Source organism: Vibrio cortegadensis, assembly GCF_024347395.1.
Classification (GTDB): Bacteria; Pseudomonadota; Gammaproteobacteria; order Enterobacterales; family Vibrionaceae; genus Vibrio; species Vibrio cortegadensis.
This window is the reverse complement of sequence record NZ_AP025473.1, coordinates 478,718-491,871: the sequence shown is the minus strand read 5'-3', so window position 1 is coordinate 491,871 and position 13,154 is coordinate 478,718. Positions and strand designations below refer to the sequence as shown.

The following is a 13,154-nucleotide window of genomic DNA, read 5'->3' as shown; positions in this document are numbered from 1 at the left end:
TAAGTACGGAGCAACATTATGAACATTGAACACATAGCGATTTGGACACAAGATCTTGAGCGAATGAGAGATTTCTACCTAACTTACTTCAATGCAAATTCAAATGATAAATACACCAATACGAAAAAGGGCTTCAGTTCGTATTTTATTCATTTCGATAGTGGAGCAAGAATCGAATTAATGAAGATGGATTCCATCCCTACTTTAGAGATAGATGTGTACCAACAATTTATCGGCCTCACCCATATTGCTTTTAGTGTCGGCAGTGAAGCGAAAGTTGATGCTATGACACAAGCGTTTATTGATGATGGATATGAAGTGCTTGATGGGCCACGAAGAACAGGAGACGGTTACTATGAAAGTGTGGTGCTTGACCCAGAAGGCAACCGACTAGAGTTAACCGCTTAGCCTTTTTGTTTGCATCAATGAGGGGGAGGATAATCAATTACCTTCGCCTCAATCCATCATGATTCTATGCTTTGAGGGAGTACCAGTTTGGCCCCCGGTTTTTTAATACCGCGAGAATCTTCAGGGTTATAAAGCGCACACTTTTCTAATGACAAGCAACCACATTGAATGCAACTTCCAAGCTGGGTCTGAAGGTTTTTTAAATGTGCGATCTTCTCTTCCAATGCTTGATGCCACGTTTTAGCAAGTTGCTCCCACTCTTCCCGCTTTGGCGCTTTATGTTTAGGTAGATGCCCTAACGCTTCTGATATTTCTTGAAGCGTCAGCCCCACATTTTGAGCGGCTTTTATTACGGCGATCCTTCTCAATATCTGGCGATCATAACGGCGTTGGTTGGATTGATTCCGAGAACTATAGATTAACCCCTTCTCTTCATAAAAATGCAATGTAGGCACACTGACCCCAGCCCGCTTAGCAACTTCTCCAATTCTCATATCCATATAAACCTCAAAAAGTCGTTGACCTAAAGTTAACTTGAGGTTTTAGAGTAGCAGCCAATGGACTCAATCACATGGAATATTTGATGGAAAATAAAACAATTACCTATTTATCTGGCCGATTCTTCGATGGTATTAGTTCGGGCTTATTTATGATGGCTCTACCTTGGATCATGCTACAACAGCCAGATATGGGCACGTTTGTCGCGCTAATCGCCCTTTTTTGTACTGGCTTATCCTTTTGCTTAACCCCCCTTTTTTCAGTCCTTATCGACAAACACTCTCGGAAAAGCATTCTAATACTCGTTCAAATCATTCAAGCGCTTACTGCCGCTATCGTTTGTATCATCTATTGGTTAGGTATCGAGTCCAATGGGTTGCTCGCCTTATCACAGATAATTTTTTGGCTATCCAGCAACGTCGCTTGGGCATCCAATAATGCATTCACTCAAGAAAACTATACCAAGGATCAATATGCAAAAATCTCGGGGTATCAAGAAATTGTTATGCAAGGGACCACTCTTGGCGCTGGCGCTTTAGGTATTCTTCTTTTAGAGCTATGGGGAATGGTTGAATTTGCTCTATTTGCGGCTGTCGCCTCTTCCCTCGCCGCGTTAAGCTATCTCATCACGCCATACCACCGCCAAGTTAGCCCTTCCACCAAACGTTCCTTTTTAGGCCAAATCAAAGAGAGCAAAGTCCTTCTTACTGAGCAACCCATATTTTATGGCTTCATTCTCATATCTTGCCTCTCATACCCAGTACTGACTTTTCTCAGCAAGTTAGTTCCCATCTGGTTCGCACGATTGGGGGTCTCTGGAGATTGGTTTGCGATGTACAATGTCGCGTTTGGTTTAGGCTCATTAATGACAGGGCTGGTTATTTCCAAAATTCTCACCCTATACTCGCAACAATCTATTATGCAGTATTCAGTGTTCGTGCTTTCCCTCATCCTATTAGCGATGAGCTTAGTGACACAGCCCTTATATATAGTAGCCTTCACCGCTTTCTTTGGTCTGTTTAATGCGCTGAATCGGATCGCCCGTACCAATTGGATGCACCATGTGGTTCCAATGGCACAAAGAGGCCGCATAGATGGTGGGCTTGCGATGTTTTCCACTCTTGCACAGAGTCTGAGTTACGTCTTGATTGCATTTCTAGCCCATACAGACAACATTGGCTTGGGCTTTACTATTGTGGGTTTCATTATGTTTTTCGCTAGCTTAGGCATGCTCAAGTTAGGAGGCAAACTGGATAAAAATCGAAAACTCGCGCTCTCTCACTAGCCCATCAAATCGAGAAAAGTGTCATCAAACGCAGCAATATATCAGGCCGTTTTCTGTTGCTGCGTTTAAATTTCAACGAAAAAATTTCAACGAATAGCATTACTAACCTTCGACCAATATGATTGAAGCCAGCTTTTTCAATGATTTTCACTATCAATAAAATATTCTTGTCGATACCACAAAAACTATTCGTTTCTCTTTCCATTTGATCTGCCCTAAGTTGCGCCTAAATCATCTCCTACGATGATGTTTCACAATATTCAGCCACTGTCATAGTGGCTAATTTTCGCAATAACTCGGTGAGCCTTTCTGGCATTGCCGTTAATTTCGCAACTACCTAGGAAAAACAAATGCGTATTGCAATTCTTTCTCGTAACGAAAATTTATACTCAACTCGCCGTCTTAAAGAAGCGGGTGAGGCTCGTGGTCACCAAGTAGATATCATCGACACACTACATTGCTATATGGATATCACGAGTAGTAACCCGAACATCCGTTACATGGGGGAAGTGTTGCCGAAATACGATGCTGTTATTCCACGTATTGGGTCATCGATTACGTTCTACGGCACGGCAGTTGTGCGTCAGTTTGAAATGATGGGCACATTCTGTGTGAACGAATCGGTTGCGATCAGCCGTTCTCGTGACAAATTACGTTCATTGCAGCTGCTTTCTCGTAAAGGTATTGGTCTACCACGCACTGGCTTTGCAAGTCGCCCTGACAAGATCCAAGATTTGATCAAAAACGTAGGTGGCGCACCACTGGTGATCAAGCTTCTTGAAGGTACACAAGGGATTGGTGTGGTGTTGGCGGAAACCAACAAAGCAGCAGAAAGCGTCATTGAAGCTTTTATGGGCATGAAGGCGAACATCTTGGTTCAAGAATTTATTGCAGAAGCTGGCGGTGCAGATATTCGCTGCTTTGTGGTTGGCAATAAAGTGATTGCAGCAATGAAGCGCCAAGCGGGCGAAGGCGAGTTCCGTTCTAATTTGCATCGTGGTGGTACCGCTCATTTGGTTAAATTGAGCAAAGAAGAGCGTGCAACCGCGATTAATGCAGCAAAAGCGATGGGACTAAACCTATGTGGCGTTGATATTTTACAATCTAAAAATGGGCCTGTGGTTATGGAAGTTAACTCTTCTCCAGGCTTAGAAGGCATTGAAAAATCAACCAACAAAGATGTCGCAAATATGATTTTTGAGTTCATTGAAAAAAACGCGAAACCAAATGCAACTCGTACTCGTGGAAAAGGCTAATGCCGATTTCTAGCAACGATTTTGAAAAGAACAGCAACGGAAAAAAGATGAAAAAACTTATTATTGGCAATGTGGAAGTATGTAGCTTACCGGATTTTGGGGTCAATCACCTTCAAGTGAGAACCGATACAGGCGCAAAAACATCGTCACTGCATGTTGATAATTTGGTGTGCTTCAAAAAAGACGGTCAGAAGTTTGTAGAGTTTGAGTTACACCCAGACATTTACCATTTAGAAGAGATTGTAAAATGCCAAGCGCCACTCAAAGCTTGCCGAAAAATAAAGTCATCAAATGGGGATGTCGAACATCGTTGTGTGATCACGACCAGACTACAGTTAGGCAGCGAAATTTGGCCCATTGAGTTAACGTTGAGTAATAGACAAGAGATGACTTATATGATGTTGCTTGGTAGGCAAGGCATGGCAGACAAGATTTTGGTTGATCCAAGCCAAGAGTTTATGCTCGGTAGTTAAGTAACTTCAACAAACGAAATCTTATCTCAAGCTTCGCTTATCTCGACTTTTATAGGCTTAGATTTCTGTCTAAGCCTAATTATCGTAATCTTATGACCCAGACACTAACAACGTATCATCAGGCTCATAATCATCGTCATTGACAGTATCCATGCTAACTGCATTTGCAAATTTCTTTGTACTGTTCAATGTGAAGAATCGTTTACGGCCACGAGCCAATTGAATGTACTTTAACCATACTCTCTCAAGCTTGGTTTTTGCTTTCCCAGGATGAGAGAGTACCTTGATAAAATGTTTTTCTTCAGCATTTTCAGGGGTTATTTCACCAAGTTCTAACCCTAGCATTGTGTCGCCGTAAGTAATGAGGATATCTTCTTCAACCAAGGTGAATTCTCCGGACTTTGCAAAGCCACGGGGAAATTTTACATTATCATAAAAACGTTTTTTGCCATTACGAAAAATAATTTCTGACATGTCAGCCTCAAGCACTCTTTAAGTAAGAACATTAGTGGAATAAATCTTGAGTAAAATTACCGCTAAACAATTAAAAATAAAAACAAAACGTTTTAATCGTAACCACAATAATTCCTTGCTACTCTTTAGCAAACGCACATGAGGATTTTCCATGGATGTTAAAGTTTTTAGAACTTTTTTAGAGCTTGCTAAAATTAAACACTTTGGACGCACAGCCGAAAATTTATACATAACACAAGCTGCTGTTAGTGCTCGAATAAAACAATTGGAAAGCTATTTCGATACTAAACTGTTCACCCGCGATAGGAATAACATCAAACTAACGAGTTCAGGCGAACGTTTGATTGGGTATGCGGAAGTGATGGTGTCAACCTTACAACAAGCTAAATTTGAACTCTCACTTGAAAGCAGCAAGGTTCTACAACTCACACTGGGTGGCACCCCAAATATTTGGGACGCTTACCTGCAGAACTGCCTTAGCATTGTGACCGACTCATTCGAAGGTTACGGGTTCATGGCGGAAGTGTTAAGCAGAGAGCAACTAAATCGGAACCTTCTTGAGCGAACTCTGGATATGGCTTTCGGATTTGACCCACTCAAAGCGGATGAATTTCATTGCCATAAAGTCGCGGATTTAGATCTTGTTTTAGTTTCAACCGATCACTCTAGTTTAGAAAAAGTGATGCAAGGTAAGTATGTTTATGTTGACTGGGGATCTCGTTTCTCATCTGAGCACGCTGAGCGCCATCCAACTTTTCCGCCCGCCTACTTAAGAACATCCACCGGACGTATCGCACTAGATTTTATCTTAGAAAAAAGAGGAAGTGCTTACCTGCCAGCCTCTATGGTTGAGCCTTTTATTGAATCTGAGCAGCTATACCGTGTCTCTGGTGTTGAGCAATGGAAGCGACCACTCTATTTAAGCTATCGTAAAAACAGTGGCTCCATAGACGCGATTTGCGAAGTTGAAAAACTCGTCACTCAAATCGACCCATCCAATGCCTATGTTTTACAGCAAGCAGGTGAACTGACCATCAATTAATCTGTCATTGCACCTTTTAAGCCTCTTCACTGTTAAGTGATAAATACCGAGACAGTGAAGAGAGAAAAGACACTCGTCGCATCTACCCTATCAACGTTTCCAGCCTACTCTTTCCTGCCCCTCGTTCTAAATAACTTAAAGCAGTCATAATGACTCAACCAAAGAGTGTCATTATGACAAAGTCCATCCGGTAATTATCAAAAAACCTCAATTGATAAGCATTCTCACATATGGCATGAAAAGTGCTATCTTTATATAGACACTAAAAATAGTGGTTGGTATTGGTTAACTTTCATAAGGAACACAATATGACAGACATTCCACACGGTTTAGTATTAGGAAAGGTGATGAATAGAGTTGAGTGGAACAATCAACTGTTTAGTTTACATGTTCAAGCTCCAGTTTCACCCTACCTTGCTGGTCAATTTACTAAACTGGCTGTGTTAAATGGTGACGAATTGATACGTCGCGCTTATTCAATGGTCAATCACCCTGAGCATAAAGCAGGTCATCAAAATTTGGAGTTCCTTATCATAAAAGACGCCGATGGCCAGCTCTCGCCGAAGTTACACAAATTAAGTATTGGTGATGAGGTATATGTAGGAAAGGATCCCAGTGGCTTTATGACACTAGATGAAATACCAGCGACAGCAAAAGATTTATGGCTTCTTTCAACAGGCACAGCAATTGGTCCTTTCTTAGCTATGTTGGAGACCCAAGGACTAGAAGATCGATTTGACCATTTAATTTTGGTTCATGCCGTTAGAACAGAAAATGACCTTACTTATTCACAGCGCATTTCTCAACTCACCTCTCGACTAAAGGGAAAACTACAATATGTGCCAATTATTTCTAGAGAACATGTCTCCGGAAGTTTACGGGGAAGAATCCCAGCGTTGCTACTTAGAGGCGAGCTCGAACGCGCTACGCAACTGCCCATCAGTAAAAGACACAGTTTCTTCTATCTTTGTGGAAATCCAGCAATGGTTCGAGACACAAGCGACGCCCTAAAAGAACTTGGATTAACCAAACATTTACGTAAAAAATCGGGACAATTCAGTAGTGAAAATTATTGGTAGCGACAGTAAATAGGTAAGCGAGCTTTAGATAAGTTAAATAGTGCCAATAATAAAAAAAGGAGTGCACATTGGCACTCCCATTTCATCTAACGGTAGCGTGAACCGTTGTTTTTATTGTCGGGCATGGTCTTATAGCGCCGATGCATCCACATCCACTGATCCACACCTTTCATGATCACTTTTTCTACCGCCTTGTTCATAACAACAGCGGCTCCTGTAGTATCTCGCCTTGGGAATAGCTGACTAATATCTTCATCAATATCTAGGGTATACAACTCATCCGTTCTGAAGCTAGAAGCTGTCACAACAGCGCATTTCGTTGCATCGACTAAAACACCTGTGCCCATCGTCGTACTCGCCTGTTCTACTGCAAAAAACGGAACGAAAACAGAATTTTTAAATCCATAATCATGGTCAGGAAGATACCAAAGTCGCCCACCTTTGCGGAGAATTTTCATCATCCCTTTTACATCTTTACGATCCACCATTTGGTGCCCGAAGCGTGTACGCCCCCAAAACTGAATGAAATCATAAGCTGGATTATTATGAGGTCGATACACTCCGTAGCCAGGAGCAAACAAGCTAAATGCGCGGGCTGTCATCTCTAAATTCAAGGCATGGACACAAACAACCAAAACACCTCGCTTTTCAGATTCAAGCTGTTTCATCTGCTCTGTGTTCACTAACTTAACGTGATTTCTTACTCGCCAGTCCGGCCAAAACCAAGCCATACCCGTTTCAATGATCGCTAAACCAGAATTGTTAATATTACTTTCTAATATCTTTTTCTGCTGATCTTTCTGCATATCAGGAAAAGCTAAAGAGAGGTTCTTCTCTGCAATCGACACTCTTTTCTGTGCAAATTTTTGAGTCAGTGAGCCAATGTAAAATCCCAACCGTTTTAATAAGCGATAAGGTAAAACGGTAACGATAAGTGCCAATAAACCAAACCCAAGCCAAACTCCCCAATATTTTGGAGATAACAGTTTGATGGTGAATTTAGGGGCTGAATAAGATTTCATAATAGACAAGTGTTTCCTTATTATTCGTATAACGCACACAATAACAGTAGAGCCATATTACTCCATAACAGAATTGAACCAAATGCCTGATATAAAAAAAGCCACTTCCAACACATAGATATCTATGGTTAAAAATGACTTCAATATCTTCATTATTGACTAATTAGAGGGGTAATTAACTAAAGCATAGCCCAGAGCATAATAAACAGCATCTCTCACTTCAGCACGGTTACCTTCAATCATCGTAAGAAGATTAGCAGCAGCCCGCTCTCCACCCATTACTTGATCAGAATTAGTCAACATAACTCTATAGGCAGGATTTTCATCCAACACCTTTATCCATGACTTTAAAAACATATCAGGTGAAGAAAAATCCAACGGAGCCATAACCATCTCTTTTAATAATGGCCTTAACTCTTCAAATAAATTTTCTTTACGTTTAAAGTGAGCATTAATTCCTGAACGACTAATTTTAGCTTTCTTTGCAATGTTAGCAAATGATAGCTCTGCAACACCGTCTTCAACTACGATTTTTAAAGAGGCGTTGATAATTCGTTGTCTAGTTAACTTGGCTTCGGCTTGACTGACTCGTGGCATTTTGAACTCCTTAATTAGCTCAATATTACCCGAATTTTATCCCATGATGCAATCATATGAATTAAAAGATATTTACTTCTATTTTGTGATGAATAACCTTATCCGATTCGAAAGTAAACGTACATCTAGCTTACAGAATCAAATAATACCGACTCGAATAGACGCAATAATAGAACGGTCCATTAAGCGACAACTAAACTCATATTGGAAGATATGAGTTATAAAGTATCCAATCGAACAAGCATGAAGCGGCTTCCATTTGCAAGCAGCACACACTGTCATCAAGCCAATGAAAAAATGTACAAAAATAGTCTCAATTACGACTCTGCTTTCTACTGCAAGTATAGCGTTACGTCAGTCAGTGTTGCTTACTATACAACCATACTCTTTGTGATCCTCTCAACGATATTATAGTGACCTTTTTCGGCTAGCTCCCAAGACGCATAATTCTCTTGAGATCGATCGAATCGACCACCATGCACGTTCGTTTCAAATAATGCCGGGGCCGCACCACTATCTGAGCAATCACGCCCAAGAAAAATAGTGCTGACAAGTATTGGTTGAGCTCTAAAGTGGTTAATTTTACGTATCATCTTAGCGCTGCCTTTTTTAAAGGGCTTACGTGCTGGAATTTCTTTAACTTCAACATGCCTAGTGCCTTTGCGAACACTCTCTTCAAACCATATAGCCCAGCGAACATAGTCTTCAGTTAAAACTGGCTGTTTTTCAACCAAAATGTAATTTTTAGTATTCATATTCATCATTGCGCCTTGATTAAAAAGTATCACTACATACTTATGCTTCAGTTAAATGTAAAAACTATCCTGTAACCCTATACATAGGTAAATTACATCGCATCCTAGCGCCACTTGCTTTTCAACAGTAGCAATATGGTACCAACAAAAACCAAAACATTAAAGTACAACACCCTTTATCATGACTTTACAGTACATCGTTTAACTTAGATTTATAAATGTTACAACTAAGAGTAAATAGTTAATTTATTTAATTTACACTTGATATTCGCATTTTATAAAGAGGGATTTTTATTCAATAAAACTTACAGCAACCTAGTAAAAGCCCGCTCCTGAGGTAAATTAAATAGAAGCATGCTGAATATAAATTCAAAAACACAAAAATAAACCATTAACATACTGTTAAGAAAAAAGCGTTTGGTGTAAATTTTGGATCTGTTTTTATCGTTTTTTTTATTCCAAATAATTTTTTACAAAAACAAAAAAGTATAAAAATCATCGCTTCCGACAAGAATAACAATAAAGGAAAGCTTCCTTTTCTGGTTGGATTTTACCGTACGGCTTCTATTTTTATCAGATTAACAGTTTGTGATAAACGGGGAGAAAACAGATGATGATATGTAGGACCAAACCATATGCGAGTTACATTACTTGCTCTACACTCGTTGGTTAAGAAAATTACCTTTGAAAGTGTTTTGATTCATTGTTGAAAGCACATCACTGGCCTTTATTCGCTTTAATACAACGCCTGATTCAGTATCTTTAACTGAAATAACTTTACCGCTGTACTGATTTTCTACCTTAGTTTCAATATTTTTTGCGTTAGCACTGATGGCTTGATCAATATAGTTTGCAGCAGAGTTTATTTTGACTTGATTTCCAATTGCATATTGATTTGAGTTATTACTTTTGAAAGCACCCCCAACAGAGGCAAAGTTGTAATAATTTCCACTAACTTGCATAGAGCTCTCCTCGGTTGAATCGAACTTTGATTGTATTAAAAACCATGTGAATTTAATGTCGAATTAGAGGGGCTTATCTTCTATAAATATGAGAAATAAGACGGAAAAACTTTCTGATGAGCATCACGTATTTACAAATCATCCATCACGCAGAGTGAGCGATCAAAATCTTCCGCAACAAAGACCACATATCTAAGTTATTGAATAATAATAACTTCACAACTTGAATATACCGATATTTCATAATCGACATCTAACACTAATTTGATATCAATAATTCCAATATCAACAACGGTTTTAGCTATTTCTTATTCCATCAAGGTTTCGATACTCTTCACCAATAACTTGAGGATTATTAATATGATAACAACATTGCCTACCCTGTATATTAAGGGCACTTTTAATGGCTGGGGACTCGATTCACCGCTATCTGAAACCGCTACTGGGCAGTTCAGTACCACAATTTGCCTCTCATCGGATACACACGCATTTAAGATCACAGATCAAGATGGCACAGCATTATGGACTTTTTCCGGCCATCCTATCGATACAACATTACTGGTTGTGAATAAAGAAACACCGCTCGTAAACACTCAAGGAATTGGTAACGACCTTCATTTCAAACCACAACAAACAGGGCGTTTTGATGTCGTTGTCACTTTCACAGGGCAGCACGCTACCGTTGCAGTAAGCGCAAGCAAAGAGAATATTGAACCAACAGCATTGCGTGATCACCTTACTTATCAGGTAGACGCCGTTCACTATTTACCTCGACAACCACCAGCGCCAGTTCACAACTGTTTAGCTAGTGATCAACTTTTTGCTCAAATAGAAATTAGCAAATCGTCACCCTTTCCGTTTGTATTTGGGGACAACCAAGATGGTTATTACGAAGGTAAAACGCATACTTTCGCCAATGCAGGAAAATATCGCCACTCCCAAGGCTGGTATTTAGGCACATTTGCGAGCTTTATTGACGGTAAGATTAACGATAAAACAAAAGCACTTGACGCTAGGTTACAGGCATACGGGCTTGAGCACCGTTACGAGTCCTCGGCAGATAGGTTCACGCTTATCTCAGGACAACGTACAGCCTGCCTTTCGGTACAAACTCATCAACCAAAAGCACTGTCCATCGTTCCAGAACTCAATATTGCATTCAACCAATCCGAGATCTCCACGTTTAAGCATGGCATCGTTTACTCTTTGCCAGCAAGCCTTTGTCCAGACGGCGCTCCTCAACACATTGCAATAACAGCCAATAAACCATGTACATTCAATGAAGTAAGTTTCAGCGATCACCCAGAGCTCGACTCGACTCTTCATTTGTCCGGTGACAACGTTAAACTCTTCATCCACAGTTTGAACAACGAAACACAGTTTGACGTATACCTATGTTTTGCTGAATCAAAATCTGCTGCCATTCATTTGGCAGAACAAGCGATCGATTCAGACTTGGTCAATTTAAACCGATACTCGATTTATCACTTCTTATGTAAAAATTATCTTTGGACCAATGATATTGAGTATAACCGTGCAGTAATGTGGGCACGACTAGCCAGTCGTACCTTTGTTAACCATGAATTTGGGGCTGGCATTTGGGCAGGGTTACCTTGGTTTAAAGATTGCTGGGGAAGAGATACATTCATTGCGCTTTCTGGAACGAGCCTAATTAACGGCCAATTCTCGGAAGCTAAGGAGATCATCACCAATTTTGCTTCAATGCAGATGACAGATGAAAATTCGATAAATTATGGCCGAGTCCCCAATCGAGTGACCAGCCTTACCAATATGATTTATAACACCACAGATGGTACTCCATGGATGATCCGTGAGGTTATGGAATATCTAAACTACAGCGGTGATTTAACCTTTGCTCAAGAGATCTACCCTGTTGTAAAACGTTTTGTTGAAGGCATCGAAAAACGTTACTTAGATGAAAATGGATTAATGACGCATCGAGATCCAGACACATGGATGGATGCAAAAATCGACGGTCAAATTCCTTGGTCGGCGCGTGGAAATCGCGCTAATGATATCCAAGCCTTATGGTATGCGAGTCTACAGTCGGCCATTGTCCTTGCCGAACTCAATCAGGATGTAGCCGCTAAAACGCATTGGGCTTCCCTACTCCAACAAGTTCGAAGCAATTTTGAGTCCCTATTCTGGAATAAAGAAACCCAAACATTGGCGGATCGAATTGAAGCCGACGGCCAAGCTGATTATAGCATTCGCCCAAACCAGCTCATGACGCTAACCGTTCCGCTACAAGAGCCACTGCTAAGCCCTGAAATTGGATCGAATGTTGTATCGAATGCAGTTTCTGAACTTCTCTTTCCTTGGGGCATTTGCTCTCTGAGCCAAAGTGATGAGCTGTTTCACCCTTATCACGATAAACAGAACCAATACCATAAGGACAGCGCCTACCATAATGGGACAATTTGGGGCTGGAATGCTGGCTTTACTGTATCTAGCCTAGCCATGTTTGGTGGTGAAAACTTAGCATACCAACTGAGTAAAAATCTCGGCCAACAAATAATCGACCAAGGCCATATTGGAACAATGAGTGAAAACTTAGACGCTTGGCAAAAAGACGACGCAGATCTAGTCGAAAGTGGTACTTTTGCTCAAGCTTGGTCTGTCTCTGAATATGCTCGAAATGCACAACAAGATTATCTTGGTTTTAAACCGAACCTGTTAAACAACCAACTTGTGTTGCACCCAAAACTGCCTACAACATGGCATGAATTCACTGCCACACTACCATTTGGTTGTGGTGATAACTTAAACCTTAGCTTTAATCGTTGTGGTGATATTCAACATTTCACATTCCAATCAACACAGAAAGAGTCAATGGCTCTGAAGCTGATTTTAGAGTGTCAAACAGGCAGTAGAATAGAGGTGAGTGGTGAATTAGTTGGAACGATCAAGGTTGAGTTTAATGCTCAAACGGGCGAGCTCAAATCCGATATCAATAACCTAGAAACAAAGATAGAGACATCAATTCATTCTGACTCAGTGTCTAAACTTAAGTTCACTCAACCGAATTGGGAAATAGAACTAACATCAATGTCTCAACCTAACTTCCTAAAAGACAAAATCGAGAATCAAGCCCACCAAGTGGCAATCGACTAGAGTAGATTATCGATGTCATACTGTTCGATATAATACTTCTCGATACAGTACTTCTCGATAAAAAAACGCAGCGGTAATTCGCTGCGTTAACTAAACCTCATGATTAATATTAACTTAACTATCAGTAAGCTACTCAAATAGTCATAAAGTAAAAATATAATGAGAGTT

At 40.4% G+C, this 13,154-nt stretch carries 13 protein-coding genes; 7 read left to right on the top strand and 6 right to left on the bottom strand.

Going from position 1 to position 13,154, the window contains the following annotated elements:
• The first annotated feature begins 18 nt into the window (after positions 1-18).
• Positions 19-408 (top strand): VOC family protein, encoded by a 390-nt coding sequence (locus OCV39_RS16555; protein WP_136994981.1) that lies wholly within the window; start codon positions 19-21, stop codon positions 406-408.
• 56 nt (positions 409-464) lie between these two features.
• On the opposite strand, the gene soxR is transcribed toward OCV39_RS16555, so the two are convergent.
• Complete coding sequence (gene soxR, locus OCV39_RS16550) at positions 465-908, bottom strand: redox-sensitive transcriptional activator SoxR (RefSeq protein WP_113798586.1); 444 nt, start codon at positions 906-908, stop codon at positions 465-467.
• Between the two features lie 83 nt (positions 909-991).
• Between soxR and OCV39_RS16545 the strand changes: the two genes are divergently transcribed.
• The 3 genes from OCV39_RS16545 to OCV39_RS16535 all read left to right on the top strand — a co-directional run bounded on the left by OCV39_RS16545 (position 992) and on the right by OCV39_RS16535 (position 3,920).
• Positions 992-2,191: an MFS transporter gene (locus OCV39_RS16545; protein WP_261890041.1), complete on the top strand. Its 1,200-nt coding sequence runs from the start codon at positions 992-994 to the stop codon at positions 2,189-2,191.
• Between the two features lie 350 nt (positions 2,192-2,541).
• Entirely contained in the window at positions 2,542-3,447 is a 906-nt protein-coding gene (gene rimK, locus OCV39_RS16540) for a 30S ribosomal protein S6--L-glutamate ligase (protein WP_017052403.1), read from the top strand.
• Positions 3,448-3,494: 47 nt separating this feature from the next.
• Positions 3,495-3,920 carry an ATP-dependent zinc protease family protein gene (locus OCV39_RS16535; RefSeq protein ID WP_170961633.1) on the top strand — a complete coding sequence of 142 codons (426 nt, stop codon included), beginning with the start codon at positions 3,495-3,497 and terminating at the stop codon, positions 3,918-3,920.
• Positions 3,921-4,010: 90 nt separating this feature from the next.
• On the opposite strand, the gene OCV39_RS16530 is transcribed toward OCV39_RS16535, so the two are convergent.
• On the bottom strand, positions 4,011-4,394 hold the full coding sequence (locus OCV39_RS16530; protein ID WP_017052401.1) for a DUF413 domain-containing protein: 384 nt from the start codon (positions 4,392-4,394) through the stop codon (positions 4,011-4,013).
• A 151-nt stretch (positions 4,395-4,545) separates the two neighbouring features.
• Here OCV39_RS16530 and OCV39_RS16525 point away from each other — a divergent pair, with 151 nt between their 5' ends.
• Positions 4,546-5,436, top strand: a complete 891-nt coding sequence (locus tag OCV39_RS16525; protein WP_261890040.1) for a LysR family transcriptional regulator — start codon at positions 4,546-4,548, stop codon at positions 5,434-5,436.
• 308 nt (positions 5,437-5,744) lie between these two features.
• On the top strand, positions 5,745-6,515 hold the full coding sequence (locus OCV39_RS16520) for a ferredoxin--NADP reductase (RefSeq protein WP_171755568.1): 771 nt from the start codon (positions 5,745-5,747) through the stop codon (positions 6,513-6,515).
• Between the two features lie 86 nt (positions 6,516-6,601).
• Here the strand turns inward: OCV39_RS16520 and lpxL are convergent, their stop codons facing one another.
• The 4 genes from lpxL to OCV39_RS16500 form a co-directional block, all read right to left on the bottom strand.
• Positions 6,602-7,537 (bottom strand): LpxL/LpxP family Kdo(2)-lipid IV(A) lauroyl/palmitoleoyl acyltransferase, encoded by a 936-nt coding sequence (lpxL, locus tag OCV39_RS16515; protein ID WP_261890161.1) that lies wholly within the window; start codon positions 7,535-7,537, stop codon positions 6,602-6,604.
• Between the two features lie 159 nt (positions 7,538-7,696).
• The gene (locus tag OCV39_RS16510) at positions 7,697-8,134 is read right to left on the bottom strand and encodes a TetR family transcriptional regulator (RefSeq protein WP_261890039.1); all 438 of its coding nucleotides are present in this window, start codon (positions 8,132-8,134) and stop codon (positions 7,697-7,699) included.
• 371 nt (positions 8,135-8,505) lie between these two features.
• A complete protein-coding gene (locus OCV39_RS16505) occupies positions 8,506-8,889 on the bottom strand; it encodes a hypothetical protein (protein ID WP_141707842.1) in 384 nt (127 codons plus the stop codon).
• Between the two features lie 656 nt (positions 8,890-9,545).
• Positions 9,546-9,851 (bottom strand): hypothetical protein, encoded by a 306-nt coding sequence (locus OCV39_RS16500; RefSeq protein ID WP_171755569.1) that lies wholly within the window; start codon positions 9,849-9,851, stop codon positions 9,546-9,548.
• Positions 9,852-10,211: 360 nt separating this feature from the next.
• On the opposite strand from OCV39_RS16500, the gene OCV39_RS16495 reads away from it, so the two are divergent.
• Positions 10,212-12,986 (top strand): amylo-alpha-1,6-glucosidase, encoded by a 2,775-nt coding sequence (locus OCV39_RS16495; protein WP_261890038.1) that lies wholly within the window; start codon positions 10,212-10,214, stop codon positions 12,984-12,986.
• Positions 12,987-13,154: the final 168 nt, after the last annotated feature.

Excerpts from the sequence above, each read along its gene's own strand:
- OCV39_RS16525 (WP_261890040.1), top strand. The coding sequence starts at position 4,546 with ATGGATGTTAAAGTTTTTAGAACTTTTTTAGAGCTTGCTAAAATTAAA.
- OCV39_RS16555 (WP_136994981.1), top strand. The coding sequence starts at position 19 with ATGAACATTGAACACATAGCGATTTGGACACAAGATCTTGAGCGAATG.
- OCV39_RS16535 (WP_170961633.1), top strand. The coding sequence starts at position 3,495 with ATGAAAAAACTTATTATTGGCAATGTGGAAGTATGTAGCTTACCGGAT.
- rimK (WP_017052403.1), top strand. The coding sequence starts at position 2,542 with ATGCGTATTGCAATTCTTTCTCGTAACGAAAATTTATACTCAACTCGC.
- OCV39_RS16530 (WP_017052401.1), bottom strand. The coding sequence starts at position 4,394 with ATGTCAGAAATTATTTTTCGTAATGGCAAAAAACGTTTTTATGATAAT.
- OCV39_RS16505 (WP_141707842.1), bottom strand. The coding sequence starts at position 8,889 with ATGAATACTAAAAATTACATTTTGGTTGAAAAACAGCCAGTTTTAACT.
- OCV39_RS16510 (WP_261890039.1), bottom strand. The coding sequence starts at position 8,134 with ATGCCACGAGTCAGTCAAGCCGAAGCCAAGTTAACTAGACAACGAATT.
- lpxL (WP_261890161.1), bottom strand. The coding sequence starts at position 7,537 with ATGAAATCTTATTCAGCCCCTAAATTCACCATCAAACTGTTATCTCCA.
- OCV39_RS16545 (WP_261890041.1), top strand. The coding sequence starts at position 992 with ATGGAAAATAAAACAATTACCTATTTATCTGGCCGATTCTTCGATGGT.
- soxR (WP_113798586.1), bottom strand. The coding sequence starts at position 908 with ATGGATATGAGAATTGGAGAAGTTGCTAAGCGGGCTGGGGTCAGTGTG.
- OCV39_RS16495 (WP_261890038.1), top strand. The coding sequence starts at position 10,212 with ATGATAACAACATTGCCTACCCTGTATATTAAGGGCACTTTTAATGGC.
- OCV39_RS16500 (WP_171755569.1), bottom strand. The coding sequence starts at position 9,851 with ATGCAAGTTAGTGGAAATTATTACAACTTTGCCTCTGTTGGGGGTGCT.
- OCV39_RS16520 (WP_171755568.1), top strand. The coding sequence starts at position 5,745 with ATGACAGACATTCCACACGGTTTAGTATTAGGAAAGGTGATGAATAGA.